The following is a 16,779-nucleotide window of genomic DNA, read 5'->3' as shown; positions in this document are numbered from 1 at the left end:
TTATTCATCAGTTAATTAACACATTATTTAGCATATTTATAGTTTTGATAACCAACTAATGGATAATTTAGATTTTTAACGGTCTTACTTTGTAAATGCACATTTGATGTCTGGTACAGTGGCGTAACACCATTTTCTTCATTATTAATCTTGGCTGCTTCTCGTTCTAATTGATAACGTGCATCATTAGCAGTATTTTGACTATTAATTTGTTCATAAACTTTATCATAGGCATCATTTTTCCATTTTGTAAAGTTAATAGCACCCTTTGAATAAGCAATATCCAAAAAGTCAATTGGATCATCATAGTCCGTTGACCACGAAAGTGTGCCCGCTTGGAAATTGTGATTATTAAAAGCTGAAATTTCAGCATTTAAAGGTAATCGGTTCAAATTAATCGTGACATCAGGCAATGCAGATTCAATACTTTGCTTCAAGAAAACACCCACTGCTTTGTAAGCGTCCGTATCTGCTGTATTAAGCGTCATATCAATTTTTTTCTGACCTAATTCTAACTGCGCTTTTTTAAGGTATTGTTGTGCTTGGATTTTATTATAAGGTAGTGATAAACCATCATTTAAATCTTTACCAGCAATTTTAATTTCACCACTAGGTATAATTGATTTTGCTGGTTTAGAGCCATCACCCAATGCTTCGTCAGCCAAGGTTTGACGATTGATTGCTAAACTCACAGCCTTTTTTAAATTAGAGTTACTAGCAACTTTATCATTAGCATTCCAAACAATAAAGGCAACACGTCCTGCAGCAGTTGCTTTAATGTCATCGGCATTGGTCTTTTTCAAATTAGACAATACACTACCTGAAACAGTTGCTTCATCTACTTTTTTCGTTTGAAATTGTTTTGCTGCTAACGTTGTGTCTGTTACTTGAGTCGCTTTAATGGTGTCATAGTGCACATCTTTACTATCACTATAGTACTTGTTTTTTGCAAATTCCCATGTTGTTGATGCTTGATTCCATTTTTTAATCGTGTACGCACCATTGGAAACTGTTGTCGCCGCAGTTTGCCCATATTTTTTACCGTATTCTTTCACCTTAGCGCGATTAATAGGATACAGTTGGTTAGCTAAAATAAAATCAAAGTAAGGGACAGGATGTGATAATTGAATTTTAACTGTATATTGATCAACAGCCTGAATACCTAACTGATCCAAATTTGCATGATGATTATAAACAGCATCGTATCCAGCAATATCCTTAAAATGATTGGCACGCGTTGACTTTGTTTTTGGATCCACTTGTCGTTTGACTGAGGAAACAAAATCTTGCGCTGTTACTCTCGTACCGTCTGACCATTTTGCATTTTTCCGCAAATGTAGTGTATATATTGTATTATTTTCTGTTGGTTTTACAACCTTTTGAGCCACGCCGGCCACGATTTCACCATTTTTTCCAGTGGTATAGAGGCCTTCTAGCGTTTGTACCTCCGCCCAATTAGCACCTATTTCATCAGCGTAATTAGGATCAAGTGTTGATATGTTATTTTGTGTTGCAATACGTAAGACTTTTCCATCCGTTGATTGTTGCGATTTTGTAGCTACGACAATGCCACCAATAATCACACCTGTAGCCACAAGTCCAATGATAATTTTGTTGTTCATCTCTCAATTCCCCTTGATTATGTAATCGATTATATTTAAGATTAACACATATTTACCAATCAGTGCTGTTACAACTACTGACATTGTCTCGTATTAAACATTCTTTACAGCTTATTCAAGTGCCAAAATCAAATCATCAGCATTTTCAATATAACATATAAAAAAACGCAGCCTTATATAAGACTGCGCGACGACATTTCGTGTCACTATCCGATAATTGTTTGTGTTTATAACAACACACTCACAATGACGATAACCCCGAAACCATTTTCCTAATGTTACCCTTTGTATGAAGCTCTCTGTTTAATGATTCATCTATACTTTGCTCTTCTTTGTTGCTAGTGTCATATTAGCAATTGATTGTAATGCTGTATTCAGACAACTTTGCGTTCAAATGCATCACTTGAAATGCCTTGTGCCAAAATAATTTTAGCCCATTCTTTTGCTGAATGTAAACTGTGATCTTTAAAATTACCGCAGCTCTCAATTTCAGCAGCTGGTACTTCCGTTATTTCATCACTAACAATTTTTTCAAGTACTTTTTTGAATACTTTCGCCAGTGTTTCAGCATCATAATCTACCCAAGAAATAACGTGAAATCCTGTGCGGCAACCAAATGGCGACATATCAATAATCCCATCAATTTCATCACGCACAAGCCCTGCAAATAGATGTTCTAACGTATGCAATCCACCAGTTTCAATAGCTGTTTCATTAGGTTGTGTCAAACGTAAATCATAGTTTGTGATGTGTCCACCCTGTGGACCATTTTGTGACTCAATAACGCGTACATAAGGTGCCTTAACCTTTGTGTGATCTAATGTAAAACTTTCAACAACTGTTTCTGCCATTATTTTTCTCCTTTAAGCATATCTTCTTGTGTTTCATCTCTTATTTTACTCTATAATATCAGTTTAGTTTATCACATTCTCCCAGTTCATTAATCTGCACGAAAATTTTTAACTTAATTGTTCGTCAGCTATTTTTTTAACTAAAGCTAATTTTTGCCATTGATCAGGAATTGTTAGTACATTACCTTCCTCGGTTGAAGAAAAGCCACACTGTGTAGATAATGCAAGATTACTTTTTGGTACATATTTTTGTGCCGCAATAATGCGAGATATAATGGTTTTTTCATCCTCTAGATCAGCTGACTTGGAGGTTAATAACCCAAGAACAATTTCGACATTTTGTCGATTATGCCAAATATCAGATAGCGGCTTGAAATCGCCTGAACGTGCATCATCATATTCTAAGAAAAAGCCATCATAATTTAATTGCCCCAAGTATTTTGCAACAGGTTCATACCCACCCTCGAACAAATAAGTTGATTTAAAATTGCCACGACAAATATGTGTCGATAATTTCAAATCATCTGGTAAATTTGACAACGCTTTATTAATCACGTAAACATTATCTTCAGCAAGTTGTTCATACTTTTCCCGCTCTTTTAGGTTATCACGATTTGCATTCAATTGTGTAATTAAATATGCCCAAGTTGTATCATCTAACTGAATATAACGTGCACCTAAATCATAAAAATGTTGCAAAGTATCATGATACGCCTGTGCGACATCATCCAAAAATCCTGTCCAAGTCGCGTAATAGTTTGACCACAAATCGGATCGATGATCACGTTTAATGACTAAGGTCGGTGATGGTATCGTCTGTTTCACTTCAATCCCAGCTGGTACAATTGATTGCAGATAAGTAAAATCCTCAAAAAAAGGATGTGCAAAGTTCGCGTGAACCTTACCATTCAAACGTACATTAGTAGTCCGTGTATTAGCACCATGGAATTTATACGAATTTTCTTGTTCATAAAATTCAAAACCTCCGAGTTGCCCTAAAAAATCTAAATGCCACCATGAGCGATTAAATTCACCATCAGTCACCGCCGATAAACCAACCTTTACCTGCTCATCAACAACTTTTTTTATTTCTTCATGTTGTATGATCAATAATGCTTGTTTATCAATCTGACCGTTAGCAAATTGCTCACGGGCTTTTTTTAATCGATCAGGACGTAAATAAGAGCCAACCTGATCAAAACGATAATGCAATTTAGTTGTAGTTGTTATCATAAATTTTTACCCACGCTGTTTCTGAGTTATTAACAGCCTTTTTTCCTTTTTTAAATTTGTACAAGTGATTGTTCTAGATCGGCAATTAAATCATCCGTATCTTCCAAACCGACTGAGAAACGAAGTAATCCTGGTGAAATACCCACATTTGCTAATAGCTTCGCGTTTAACGCCGCATGACTCATCTTCGATAGAAAACTAATAATTATGTCCACTGCACCTAAACAAACAGAAAACACTGGCAATTTAAAAAATTGCACAACCGGTCTCGCATGAGCCGCAGAATTTACGTCAAAGCTTAATATTGCATCACCTGAATTGGCCTGTTTCATTTGAATATCATGCCCGTCATGATTGACTAACGCAGGATATAAGACCCGTGTTACTTTGATGTGTGCTGAAAGATACTCAGCAATTTTTTGAGCATACCGACTGACATGTGCCATACGGACACCAAATGTCAATCGTTCACGTTTCAACAAACCGTTTTGTAATATCACACTCATTTTTTATCGCCTTCCCTAATTTTTCACTTAATAATATGACAAATTATAAAATAAAAAGCGTCCCGTAATCTATAATGTAGATTACGGGACGCTTCAATAACGTGGTACCACCCGGTGTTCATGCAGGGCTCTCGCGCCCACACCTTAACGTACGCCCGTTAGAAATCGTCGAGAACATCTGTGAAAACTTCCAGGTTATACGTTGTGCGTTAACGAGCACTACCGATTTCAACTCACTGCGCCGTACATATGAGTACGCGCTGGCTCGTATCCATGAAACTCCAAGACCATTTTCCAACGACATATCTTACTCGCTTTCACCAACCACGAGCTCTCTTGTTAAGACCTAAAATTGTACTTATCTTTTCAACGTTTATGTTGTCTTTACTATAACTTTCATTTTGTGAGATGTCAACACTTTTTTCAAATTATATTTTTATTTTTCTCATTTCATAAAATTAAAAACTTTAACAATATTATGGTATACTCTTTATAATGTAATCAAAGGAGTAAATGATGTATCAACCAACACACAATACCAATACTGTCGTCGAAGAAAATATTCAACATTCTGGTCGTAATGTCATGTTTTTATCTGCTGATTGGTGTGGCGACTGCCGTGCTATCAAGCCTTTCGTCCAAAATATTAAAGATACCATTAGTAAAACTGCTAATTGGTTCGATGCTGATCGTGATGAAAACCTTGATGTTGCCACAAAATACAATATGCGTGGTATCCCTTCATTTGTTTTGTTTGAAAATGGCACAGAAATATCTCGTATTGGTCACGGTGAACGTTTAACGCCCGACCAAGTACTCGACTGGTATCAAAAAACTTTGTAAGACATCGATACTCTAGCTTATAAAAAATGAAGGTATCTTCCTAATTAGGAAGATACCTTCATTTTTTGACTATTTTTCAGTCTTAGCAATAAAACTTTGCACGATGTCTGCTGGAATTGCAAAACCCATTCCCTCAACGCTGACACCATCATTTGATGATGCAATTTTTGAAGAATTAATACCAATAACTTCACCGGCTAAATTAATAAGTGGCCCACCAGAATTTCCAGGATTAATTGCAGCATCCGTTTGAATCACTTTAGCCGTACTAAAACCAGTTTGCTGACTTGATAATTCACGTCGTGGCGCCGAAATAATACCACTTGTTACTGATGTTGCATAATCAGATCCTAATGGTGAGCCAATGGCTAATACTTGCTGCCCTGATTGTAAACCATCAATTTTACCAAATGATGCAGCTGACTTAATAACAGTCGTTTGAACTTTAATCAATGCAAGATCTTTTTCAACATCCGTACCTACCACAGTTGCCTTTATTTTAGTACCACCTGCTGTAATCACTTGTAAGGCATCAGAATTAGCTACTACATGATTATTAGTAATGATATAAGCAGTGCCATTGGTAATCTTATAAATCACACCAGAACCTTCAGAAGCTGTTTCGATTTTTGGTGAACTTTGACCACCTTCTTGTTGTGCTTGTCCAAATAGCCCTGCAAAACCATCGCTTTGCTGTGCCGAATTATTTTTTAAATTCTGAACCGTTACCACTGCATTTTTTACCTTATTATATGCTGTCGTGGCGCTATCATTACTTGTATAGGCAGTTTGTGCGATCGATGTTTGGCCAGATATATGAGCCACTTTTTTGGTAGCTGCTTGCTGTTGAAACCAAGAATTGGTTTGCGTACCAGAATAGACGACACCACCACCCACAACAGCCGCTACGACAGCCACAGTAATCAGGGAATGTTTCATAATATAATCCTCCTCTTATAACATATAATATAACGTCACAACATTTAATGATAATTAAAGTGGCAGTGTCACTTTAATTATCGTTCCCTTCGGTTGATTGTCTAATACAATAATCTTACCACCATGTGCATGGACTATCCATTCCGCAATCGATAACCCGAGACCAGTGCCACCAGTTTGTCGGCTCCCTGTTTTATCTTCGCGATAAAAGCGATCAAAAACATGCTTTTTAGCTTTATCACTAATTCCTCGCCCCGTATCAGCAACACTCAACACAAATTTCCGTTTCTCAATCATTGCCGAAATTGATACTGTTGCGCCCGACTCTGAATACTTCATCGCATTATCTACTAACAAAACAAGTAACTGATGAATACGTTTTTGGTCAATAAACACTGGCTGATTAACTTGTGTGGATAGTAGTACTTGTTTACCTTCAAACTCAGCCATTTCTTGATAAGGTGCCACAATTCGTGACAAAAATTCAGCAATATCAGTTGATTCTTTTTCAATTCGTGTCATGTTAGAGCCTGATTTTGCTAAAGTAAGCATATTATTAGTCAAGGATGTCAATCGCCGAACTTCAGATAAAGACAGTATAATCGCATCAGATTGCTCTCGAACAGTTGACTCTGGCCGCGTGAGCATATTCTCTAATTTACCCTGAATAACAGCCATTGGCGTACGTAATTCATGCGCTGCATTATTAACGAAATCTTGTTGTTGTTGCCAAGCCTTGAGAATAGGTTTCATATTTTTTAAACTAATCCAGTAAGAAACCATCAAGGCAAGTAGTCCAAATGTACCAAATGACCACAAAATAACCTTTTTGAATTGGTTAAGATTAAAAATTGTATCTGTGACGTTGACGGTTATAACGCCATATTTAACAGATTTACCATCATTATTTTTCGCACCATTGATAAAGTTCACTTTGACACCGCGATAGTAATCGTTCCCTATCTGTACAGTTTTAGGTCTGGATAAAATAAATTTGGACGTATATTTAAATTTCTTTTTATAAGTAGATTGCATTGGTTCTGGTATACGATCATCAACAACCAACTTCTTATCTTTATCATACACCCAGACATCTGCTAACATATTTGATTGTAGCAACAACGGTGATTTTCTATTCGCATCGGCCGAATTTTGAAGCGCACCTGCCAAATCATATTGCTTAATTTGTTGTGTAATAGCTGTATCTGAATTCTGAAATATTGTCCGCGTATAGGACCAATAAATAACACTTCCAAGAACTGAAAATATAACAAAAAAACTCGCAATTAACAGCAAGAACCCGCGAATTTGCTGTTGTTTGTTAATCACATTAGGCATCTTTAACCTCTAGAATAAAACCAATGTTACGCAAAGTTTTAATTAAATCATTTTGCCCAACAGATTCTAATTTTCGACGCAAATTGTTGAGATAAATATTAACAACGTTAATTGTTGTATCAGAATCAATGCCCCAGACGCGATCAAAAATCTGATCACGTGTGACAATAATATTTTTATTTTGCGCTAAATATGTCAGAATATCAAATTCTTTTCCGACTAACTTAATTTGTTGCCCATGGACTTGCACCCCACGGTTTTCTAAGTTAATTAATACATCACCTACAGCAATCATATTATCCTCGGAGTAAACACCTGCGCGCCGAAGTAGTGCTTTGACACGTACCAATAATTCCTCACGATAGAATGGCTTTGTAAGATAATCATCTGCGCCAACATTAAAACCTTCAATTTTATCATCAAGTGAACTTTTAGCTGTCAAAATCAAAACTGGTGTTTCAATACCGTTTTTTCGCAAATATTTAATCACCTCAAAACCATTTTCTCCCGGCAACATTAAATCAGAGATAATTAAGTCATAAGGTGACTCCTGACCTTCAAACTCACCATCAAGACCATTATTAACAACATTGACGTCCGCAAAATCCTCTAAAAAGCCGACAATATTATCTGCTAAATTCACATCGTCTTCTATTAATAATATTCTAATTGCTTTTGCCATTTTCATATCTCCATTGTACTGTTTTATTGACTTCAGTGTACTACTTTATGATTAATAGGAGATTAAATTTGTCCATGACTACAATACCTCTCTCATATAAAGTGATAACTCTTCAAATTAAGATTATATTTAGTAATTCAATCGTCTCCAATGCTGTGTACACTGGACGTGAGTTGTCATACCATTTCAAACAAAAAAGTATCATTCATAAAATGACACTTTTACATAACGAAAGTAACTTAGTTTTCACGTTTGTTAGCCCACTTTGGCTTACCTTTATCCTTAGATACTTTCAAGCGTTTTTTCTTTTTTGGCTTGTCAATTATTTCAGACGTTGATTTTTGCTTCATTTTAGGTGTCACATTTTGAGTATTTTGTGTTACTGAAAGTGTTGTATCTGTTTTCTCACGATCATTTCCATTTGAACGCTCACGTTCGGATGGTTTATTTTTAGTCAGCGCGTCCTTTTTATCAGCAAACGCATTAGCTGCCTTAATCAATTCGAAATCATCCCCTAATTCGCGTTTCAAGTCCCGTATATCATGATCATTACCAAGATTTAATACACGACCAGGTTTACCCATGCGACCTGTACGACCTGTACGATGAACATAAATTTTTTTACTTTGTGGTAGTTGCGCATTCACAACTAAAGGCAAGTCTTCAATATCTAATCCGCGGGCAGCAACATCAGTCACTAATAACAAAGTTACCTCGCCTTTTTTGAACAAGCGTAACGCATCAGCACGTTGCACCTGGCGCTTGTCATTACTACCAATGCTCATGACACTCACATGTGCATGACGTAATGTCGCCTGCATATTAACCAAACCACTAATTGTGTTAAAAAAAACAAGTGCCTGTTTATCATGTCTTGCCAATTGAATCAGCATGTTAGCCCGTGCTTTTTGATCAACATACTGAAATTCATGTCTAATAGATGCTGGCGCATCTGTACCAACTGAAATTGGGCGCACTTCTTGATGAAATGTATCAGCGACATACTTCAAATCAACACCAGATGTCGCTGAAAATAACCCAAGTTGAACAGTTTCAGGTAATTGATCTGCCAATTCTTGCAAACTATCATGGCGCTCTTCCGTTAACATGGCATCAGCTTCATCAAAGATAACAGTTTGAATACCATTTAATTTTAAGGCACCACCATCGACCATCGTCAATACGCGGCCTAATGTACCAATAACGATGTGCGGCTTTTCTTTTTTTAATTTATCTGATTGGCGTCGCCCATTTGCCCCGCCAATTAGACTAGCTACGGAGACACCAACTAGTGCACCCCACTCACGAGCAACGGCTGTTGTTTGCATCGCCAACTCTTGACTCGGTGCTAAAATTAACACCTGTGTTCGCTTTACTTTAACATCAATACGCGATAACATCGGCAAAATAAAAGCCAATGTTTTACCAGTACCAGTTGGTGCTAAACCAAAAATATTTTCGCCTGTTGAAAAACGTTCCCAAACAGCGTCTTGTATCGGGGTTGGTTGTTCAAATTGGTTATTAAATTTATCTTGTAACTCTGGTTTAATTGCCATTAAATTAGTATTCTTTCTTGTCTGCTAGAAATTCGATGTCAGCAGACGAACGTAAGTCAAACAATGTTTGGTTCACTTGTTTGGCAAGTTGAAACCACTGATTATATTTGGTGTGATTTTCAACAGGATCATTAATAATATCTGCAAAATCTTGTGCTTCATGTATCATGGGATTATCATCTGTTTTTTGTCCAATATTGTCAGCATGGCCGTCACCATCATGGTATGTTATTGTATCAAGTTCAGCAATATTTGATATTGCAATTGTTTCTTTTAAACCATATATCTCACTTGATAGATAAGAATTCGCAGTCTTGCCGAATAATAGCGTCACATTGAAGTCATCATAAAACAAACTGGCTGTGCCTTTGCCATCTGCACCATTAGTTAATAAGATTGGTAAATATTGCACTGCACGTGGTGCACCAAATAAAGCAATAGCTGCATAAATGGGATAAACACCTAAGTCATACAAAGCACCTGCGCTAAAATTACGCGATAAGACATTTGGTTCCTCACCAGCTAAGTAGGCATCATAACGTGATGAATATTTTTGATAAACTAAAGTCGCACCCTGTAATTGCGTTAGTTCACCCATTGTCTGCTGAATCACTTTAAAATTAGGCTGATGAACATGACGCGCTGCTTCAAAATAACGCACTTCTGGATACAATGTCAATAACTTTTCTATCTCTGAAAACTCTGCTGGATTGCTCGTTGTTGGTTTTTCAACGATCACATGCACACCTGCTTCAATTGCCACTTTTGATTGTTCAAAATGAAGTGAGTTTGGTGAAGCAATATAGACCAAATCAATTCCTGTATATAAGTCACTTAATGTCGTGACAATATCTACATCGTCAACTGTAAGTGTCCTTAAAAAGGATTCCCCACGTTCTTGTGTTCGAGAATAAATTTTTGACAATTCATACTCGCCAGTTTCAATTGCTGCTGCAATGAACATTTTGGTAATCCAATTTGTGCCAATAACACCAAATTTAATCATTTTATACCCTCAAATTCTTTTTCTGTACCGTTAAACACGCTTGTTGGCATTTTGATTGCTTTCAATCCACTACCAATCGTATGGTCCTCACTGTATTGAATGAACTGGTTTACATGCGATTTATTAGTTGTATCTGTGTCGATCAACCAATATTTAGCTTCAGAAATAGTCGATGATAACTTACTCTTCACACTCGGTGTTGTATAAATTACAGTTGATTTGTTATAGTGTGTGTTTAAAATTTGTATTAATTTGGCTAATCTATCAATGCTAGCTTGTGTGTCAATTTGATTATCTGTCACATAAAATGCAATAGGTAGCTGTCCAACACGATTACCAACATTATCAATAAAATATTGTGCTTGTGTTAGCGCATCAACACTTGCATCGTAAACTTGAATACTACCAACTTTTAATTGTGCAGACCGTGCACGATTATAACTTGATTGATAACTATCATCCACAAAAGATGTTCCTGTAGTGGCACGTAAATAAACGTAATCAACGCCATTTGATGCTAAATTACTATAATCCACGTAACCTGATGCTTGGTTAATTGCCACCCCCTGCACTGAAAAACCAGTCGGTATCGTGTTTGTCGTTAATACAATTGGCTTGGCAAATAGCCACACTGCCAGAGTTGCAATCAATCCACCAACGATCAAGACCCAAGTCATTGATGTTAGCGTTTTTTTTGTTCTAATTTGTTTTGTTTTTCCAGCGTTATTCGTCATAATATCCATTATACAAAATTTATCAGTAAACCGCTCATTAAATATACTAAATTAACATTCCGAAGCATGAGGGTATCATCTCCCTTTTTATAAATGTTTATGTTCTACCGTCGCTTTAATTGCATGTGCTATCACATCATCAAAATTGTGTGTGTCAAAATCGTCTAACCCCGCACGTGTTGAACCTCCCGGTGAGGTAACCGCATTTTGTAACTCTTTGGCCGTTTGTGTTGATAATGCTAATGTTTTAGCAGATCCAAGTACTGTTTGTGTGGCAATATCAGTTGCTAATTTAGCTTCCAATCCATTAGCAATGCCTGCTTGTGCTAATGCATCAATATATTTAAATACGTACGCTGGTCCCGAACCGGCAACGGCAGAAAATATAGCAAATTGCGATTCTGCTAGGACAACGCTACTACCCAGGTAATCTGAAAAAATCTTAAATGTTGTGCTGTTAGTTGTTGTTAACTCAGTTTTAGAAAAAGCTGTCACACCTTGATTAATGGCCACGTTGACATTAGGCAATGTTCGAACTATTTGTGTGGTATGTGTCGCAGATATTAGTTGTTCAAGTGTTATTCCTGCCAAAACAGATACAACAAGTTTATCCTGGAAATCTAATTTAGCTGTAACATTTTCTAATTGGTTTGGTAGAAATGCCAGCACAATTAGAGAACTTTCATCAATAAGCTTTTGCGCAGATAAGGATATTACGCCCCATTTTTCAGTTAGTTTAGCAGCAGAACGTGGTGAACTTACTGCAATATTGTTTGCTGAAACACCTTTACCTAGTAAACCCTTAATCATTGCTTGGGCCATATTTCCTGTACCAATAAAACCATATTTAATCATTTCTATCCTCCAAATTTTATTCTGAATTCGTGGTTATTTTTATGATATTTTATAAAAAGCGATGAGTCTTAAATAACCCATCGCTTTTTATTTTGTGTCAACTTCTGATAATTTTGTATCAATCATATCTAGGACTTTGTAACGCGCCTCATCGTTCATGACAAAATCAAAGCGATCACCATCTATTTGCACTTTTGGTGATCGATCATATGATTCAAACCAAGCGTCATAGCGTTTATTTAATTCTTTGTAATATTCATATAAATCGGGATTTGCAGCAATTTGTTCAAATGAACGTCCGCGCTTTTCAATGCGTTCAAGCATAGTTTCAAAACTAACCCGCACATGAATCAGTAAATCCGGATTTTTAATATCATCAACACCAGTGATATCAGCCATCATATTGTCAACAAGTGATTTATAAATATCTACTTCAGTTTGAGTTGCACGATTCAGATCTGCTGTTAATTGGAACAAGAGTGCGTCTTCATAGATCGAACGATCTACAATATTATTTTTTCCAGTAGTTTGTGCCACTTTTATCTGTGCTAGACGTTTATTCAAAAAATAAATTTGCAATAAAAAACCATATTTTTTTGGGTTTTCATAGAATAACGGCAGAATTGGATTGTCATCAACGCTTTCGTAAAATGCCTTTGAATCTAAATGGTTCGCTAACATCTCCGTTAAACTTGTTTTGCCGGCACCAATAGTGCCTGATAATACAATCATGCCAATTCTCCTAATTTCAGTCAATTTAATACATACCTAGTATATCAAAAATTAACATGCTTTTCAGAGCTAATTTTGAGCTGCCTTTCTAAGCATATTTCTATAGGCTTCTAAAGTAAGATGATGTTGTACCATGTATCGTGCGTTGGCAATACCAACATAACGAAAATGCCATGATTCATAATCGATGCCGGTTTGTGAAATTGATTTAGAATCATTTAAATATCGTAAAACAAAACCATAATCAGACGCATGTTTAATTAACCATCTTTGTGATTTAAATTCATCCATTTGTGCCATTAATGCAGGATATTTTGCTAAGGCATCGTTCCCCGCTACATCAACTGCCAAACCTGTTTGATGTTCAGATGAACCAGGTGTTTGAATAACACTTTGCGTCAACTTTGTTGCAGCTTTTTCATCCATTCCGTTTGCTTCATTTTGTCTCAGAGAATTTTGATAAACTTCAGATTGATCAGCAATCGACCGATATGCTGATACAAGAGTTGTATCGTATCCTGCTATCTTAGCACCGGCACGAAAATCGTTTAAAGGTTTTTCAATTCTCTGATCCATTTGTTTGCCATCAACTGTCACTTTATTAAACTGGATTTCAGATGTACGTGGATGCTGTTTATTGACCAAAATTAATTGCCAATCTGACACTTTCGTATGCTTTGGTAATGTGTATCGTAAGCTTTTGACAGGTGATTTTTGCATCTCTTGCTGTTTTTTAATCAATCCGTTACTATGATTAACGTAACAGATTACAGAAATTATCACAAAAATAATGATAACTAATCCCAATATTAAACCACCAAATTTTTTCGAATGTACTTTCATACAACAAATTCCCCCATTTATTAATCATTACGACTTGGTACACAAAGTGAACAACGCTTATTTTGATTATAATACAAAAATACCAATACATCTCTGTATTGGCATTTATTTAGTGGACAGCCAGGGGCTCGAACCCTGGACCCACGGATTAAGAGTCCGTTGCTCTACCAACTGAGCTAGCTGTCCATTTGTCACTTTCACAACAAAAATTAGTATATCATAAATTTAGTGCTTACGCAACCAGTTTTGACATTTTGCCTATTCCCCATCTATTAATCACATCATTTCTTTTAATAATTTTGAGCAAAAAATGATCCTACAAGTTGTAGGACCACTTTTTGAAAATTTATTTATCATCATAACCAGTTGGATGATTTTGATGCCAATGCCAAGCTGTTTTAATAATATCTTGTACATTATCATACTTTGGTGCCCAACCTAAAACATCACGTGCCTTATCAGAATTAGCAATCAAAATATCTGGATCGCCAGCTCGACGTGGCCCAATTTTTGATGGTATATCAACGCCTGTCGCTTCACGTGCTGCCTCAACCATTTCTTTAACAGAAAAGCCAGTTGCAGAACCCAAATTGAATTGATTTGACTCGTGCCCATCAGCTAAATATTTCAAAGCACGTATATGCGCATCAGCTAAATCAAGCACATGTACATAATCTCGGACATTGAACCCGTCTGGCGTCTTGTAATCATCACCAAACATTTCAATATACTCACGCTGTCCTAAACCAGCCTGTAAAATAATTGGTACAAGATGTGTTTCAGGTGTGTGATCTTCACCAATTGAGCCATCTTCAGCAGCTCCGGCAACGTTAAAGTAGCGCAAAGCAACCCATTTTACGCCATCAGATTTGTCTGACCAAGCCATGATTTTTTCCATCATGAGCTTTGATTCACCATAAGGATTAATAGGATTTTGTGGATCAGTTTCTTTAATTGGAATATTTACTGGATTACCATATGTGGCAGCAGTCGATGAAAAGACAATTTGCTTCACATCATGATCTTTCATCACTTCAAGTAATGTGATCATACCACTTGTATTATTATCGAAGTATTTCAATGGATTTGCGACTGATTCAGGCACAATTGAAAAAGCTGCAAAATGCACAACTTGTTCAATATTTTCTTTATCAAAAACGTCTGATAGCGCAGTTTTGTTACGAATATCAACTTGATAAAATTTAGCCGCTGGATTGACTGCATCACGGTGCCCCGTAAAAAGTGCATCTACAACAACAACATCACGTCCACTCTCAACAAGTGTTTTTACCATATGTGAGCCAATGTAACCCGCCCCACCTAATACTAATACTGACATAATAGACCTCTCTATTTTAGAATTATATCTTCAGTTTACACTAAAAGGACACATCACGCCACTGAAACTCAGCTTCTGCACTAACAACATCACCCAGCATAATACGATGTTTACTCGTATGTTCTTGTAAAATCACTTGCGATTGAATCGTATGTCCTAAGCGAACTTCATTCTCAAATTTCAAATTAATATCAGTTACTTCATGAGTCGCTAAGAATTCTGGTGTGATAACGTCTTGCATCCACTCAAAATATTTTGAGTTATTGACATGCTTATTGGCATCAATATCAAGATACCGTACATGATAATCATTTTCTTCAAACACGTCATCAATACCAAATTGCGCAGGTTTTGCAATGCGTGGTATTTGTTTAACACGCTCTGCTTGATACTTATCAATAATGTCTTGCGGTAAACGTGCCATGCGTCTATTTTCAATATCAATCATTGCCCAAATTGAATCAACACGGATAATTTCGTTGCCATTAGTGTCAAAAAAAACAAATGGCCGACTGACAAAAAAAGGATTATATTTTGCGGCATATGTCTTAATCGTAATTTCTTCGTTGATTTTTGGACGACGTGTGATATGTACCTCATACTGCAAAATAATCCAACCTAAACCACGACCCAAATATATTTTTTGCCCAACACCTAATGCGTCACTCTGTTTCTTTGAAGCCAACACTGCCCAATTTAAAATCATTGGTAATGTTAACTTCCCAGTCGTGTCAGCTTCATAATATTCGACATGTCGTTTAATTTCAAATGTATGCATAATAGTAGTTCCTTTATATGTAACAGTTTTTCTCACAATAAATTGTTAGTCAATACCGTGATAATCAGAATAAACTGCTTGTCTATCAAGATCACGTGATTTTGCGATCTGCTTAATTGCTGCGTTAGGTTTTAATCCCCTACTGATCAAGGTCTCAACAGCATCATGAACAGATAAATCGCGGTCATCAGATTTTTTTTGTTCTTCTACTACACCTTGATAACCAGCAATCATGACTACAAACTCACCACGAATTTCATTGTCTTTTGCCCATTCAACTAATTCTTGTGTTGTGCCCCGCAAAAATTCCTCGTAACGTTTAGTTAGTTCACGAGCAAGAACCACACGTCGGTCATCACCCATAACTTTTTGTATATTTTCTAATGTTTTTTTTATACGATGTGGTGATTCATAAAAAATAATAGTATCTCTTATGCTAGATAATTGTTGTAACTCTGCCAACTGTTCATTGTTTTTTCGTTGTAAAAAGCCATAAAAATAAAAGGGTTGCGGGACCAGTCCACTAGCAATTAAGGCCGTAATACCAGCCGTTGCACCTGGAATCGGTACAACAGTAACATTATTTTCAATTGCGGCGGCAACGAGTTCTTTACCTGGATCTGAAATAGATGGCATTCCAGCATCGCTCACTTGAGCCACATTTTTACCGCTTTGTAGATCCAAAATAAGGCCAGGAATTTTCATTTGCCAATTATGTTCATGAAAACTTGTCTGTTTTGTACCAATATCAAAATGATTGAGTAGATGTTGTGTATGACGTGTATCTTCGGCTGCTATTAAATCAACGTTTTTTAATGTATCAATAGCGCGCGGTGTCATATCTTGTAAATTACCTATCGGGGTTGGCACTAAAAATAATGTGCCTGTTTGTTTTTTCTCAAAACTTTTTTGTTGTTGCATG

17 protein-coding genes and 1 tRNA gene are annotated in these 16,779 nt (G+C 36.4%); 1 reads left to right on the top strand and 17 read right to left on the bottom strand.

The genetic code is table 11. From position 1 onward, the window contains the following. Positions 1 to 23: 23 nt before the first annotated feature. The 4 genes from LEGAS_RS01910 to LEGAS_RS01895 form a co-directional block, all read right to left on the bottom strand. Positions 24 to 1,622, bottom strand: coding sequence for a peptide ABC transporter substrate-binding protein (locus LEGAS_RS01910; RefSeq protein WP_013231238.1), 1,599 nt, complete (start codon positions 1,620 to 1,622; stop codon positions 24 to 26). Between the two features lie 374 nt (positions 1,623 to 1,996). Then, a complete protein-coding gene (locus LEGAS_RS01905; RefSeq protein WP_010386312.1) occupies positions 1,997 to 2,473 on the bottom strand; it encodes an S-ribosylhomocysteine lyase in 477 nt (158 codons plus the stop codon). Between the two features lie 108 nt (positions 2,474 to 2,581). After that, positions 2,582 to 3,706, bottom strand: coding sequence for a vitamin B12 independent methionine synthase (locus tag LEGAS_RS01900; RefSeq protein WP_013231237.1), 1,125 nt, complete (start codon positions 3,704 to 3,706; stop codon positions 2,582 to 2,584). 50 nt (positions 3,707 to 3,756) lie between these two features. Continuing rightward, a complete protein-coding gene (locus tag LEGAS_RS01895; protein ID WP_010387317.1) occupies positions 3,757 to 4,212 on the bottom strand; it encodes a PLP-dependent transferase in 456 nt (151 codons plus the stop codon). 516 nt (positions 4,213 to 4,728) lie between these two features. Here LEGAS_RS01895 and LEGAS_RS01890 point away from each other — a divergent pair. Then, positions 4,729 to 5,055, top strand: a complete 327-nt coding sequence (locus tag LEGAS_RS01890; RefSeq protein WP_010387316.1) for a thioredoxin family protein — start codon at positions 4,729 to 4,731, stop codon at positions 5,053 to 5,055. Positions 5,056 to 5,124: 69 nt separating this feature from the next. Here the strand turns inward: LEGAS_RS01890 and LEGAS_RS01885 are convergent, their stop codons facing one another. From LEGAS_RS01885 to rsmI, 13 genes are all read right to left on the bottom strand, one after another. Further along, the gene (locus LEGAS_RS01885) at positions 5,125 to 5,994 is read right to left on the bottom strand and encodes a S1C family serine protease (protein ID WP_013231236.1); all 870 of its coding nucleotides are present in this window, start codon (positions 5,992 to 5,994) and stop codon (positions 5,125 to 5,127) included. A 54-nt stretch (positions 5,995 to 6,048) separates the two neighbouring features. Beyond that, on the bottom strand, positions 6,049 to 7,332 hold the full coding sequence (locus LEGAS_RS01880; protein WP_010387311.1) for a sensor histidine kinase: 1,284 nt from the start codon (positions 7,330 to 7,332) through the stop codon (positions 6,049 to 6,051). Beyond that, positions 7,325 to 8,014 carry a response regulator transcription factor gene (locus LEGAS_RS01875; RefSeq protein WP_013231235.1) on the bottom strand — a complete coding sequence of 230 codons (690 nt, stop codon included), beginning with the start codon at positions 8,012 to 8,014 and terminating at the stop codon, positions 7,325 to 7,327. The genes LEGAS_RS01880 and LEGAS_RS01875 overlap by 8 nt, the downstream gene beginning before the upstream one ends. A gap of 239 nt (positions 8,015 to 8,253) precedes the next feature. Beyond that, on the bottom strand, positions 8,254 to 9,570 hold the full coding sequence (locus LEGAS_RS01870) for a DEAD/DEAH box helicase (protein WP_013231234.1): 1,317 nt from the start codon (positions 9,568 to 9,570) through the stop codon (positions 8,254 to 8,256). A 4-nt stretch (positions 9,571 to 9,574) separates the two neighbouring features. Then, positions 9,575 to 10,576 (bottom strand): Gfo/Idh/MocA family protein, encoded by a 1,002-nt coding sequence (locus tag LEGAS_RS01865; RefSeq protein ID WP_010387330.1) that lies wholly within the window; start codon positions 10,574 to 10,576, stop codon positions 9,575 to 9,577. After that, positions 10,573 to 11,310 carry a GH25 family lysozyme gene (locus LEGAS_RS01860; protein WP_041771812.1) on the bottom strand — a complete coding sequence of 246 codons (738 nt, stop codon included), beginning with the start codon at positions 11,308 to 11,310 and terminating at the stop codon, positions 10,573 to 10,575. The genes LEGAS_RS01865 and LEGAS_RS01860 overlap by 4 nt, the downstream gene beginning before the upstream one ends. Positions 11,311 to 11,397: 87 nt before the next feature. Next, entirely contained in the window at positions 11,398 to 12,165 is a 768-nt protein-coding gene (gene proC, locus LEGAS_RS01855; RefSeq protein ID WP_010387338.1) for a pyrroline-5-carboxylate reductase, read from the bottom strand. An 87-nt stretch (positions 12,166 to 12,252) separates the two neighbouring features. Then, positions 12,253 to 12,897: a deoxynucleoside kinase gene (locus LEGAS_RS01850; RefSeq protein ID WP_013231232.1), complete on the bottom strand. Its 645-nt coding sequence runs from the start codon at positions 12,895 to 12,897 to the stop codon at positions 12,253 to 12,255. Between the two features lie 69 nt (positions 12,898 to 12,966). Continuing rightward, on the bottom strand, positions 12,967 to 13,740 hold the full coding sequence (locus tag LEGAS_RS01845; protein WP_010387339.1) for a M15 family metallopeptidase: 774 nt from the start codon (positions 13,738 to 13,740) through the stop codon (positions 12,967 to 12,969). Positions 13,741 to 13,853: 113 nt separating this feature from the next. After that, a tRNA-Lys gene (locus tag LEGAS_RS01840) sits at positions 13,854 to 13,926 on the bottom strand. A gap of 160 nt (positions 13,927 to 14,086) precedes the next feature. Then, entirely contained in the window at positions 14,087 to 15,079 is a 993-nt protein-coding gene (galE, locus tag LEGAS_RS01835) for a UDP-glucose 4-epimerase GalE (RefSeq protein WP_010387340.1), read from the bottom strand. 40 nt (positions 15,080 to 15,119) lie between these two features. Further along, positions 15,120 to 15,857, bottom strand: coding sequence for an acyl-[acyl-carrier-protein] thioesterase (locus tag LEGAS_RS01830; protein ID WP_013231231.1), 738 nt, complete (start codon positions 15,855 to 15,857; stop codon positions 15,120 to 15,122). Between the two features lie 45 nt (positions 15,858 to 15,902). Next, positions 15,903 to 16,778, bottom strand: coding sequence for a 16S rRNA (cytidine(1402)-2'-O)-methyltransferase (rsmI, locus tag LEGAS_RS01825; protein WP_013231230.1), 876 nt, complete (start codon positions 16,776 to 16,778; stop codon positions 15,903 to 15,905). Position 16,779: the final 1 nt, after the last annotated feature.

It is taken from the genome of Leuconostoc gasicomitatum LMG 18811 (assembly GCF_000196855.1).
GTDB lineage: Bacteria > Bacillota > Bacilli > Lactobacillales > Lactobacillaceae > Leuconostoc > Leuconostoc gasicomitatum.
Note: the sequence above shows the minus strand (reverse complement) of the source record. Positions and strands in the feature narration are given on the sequence as shown.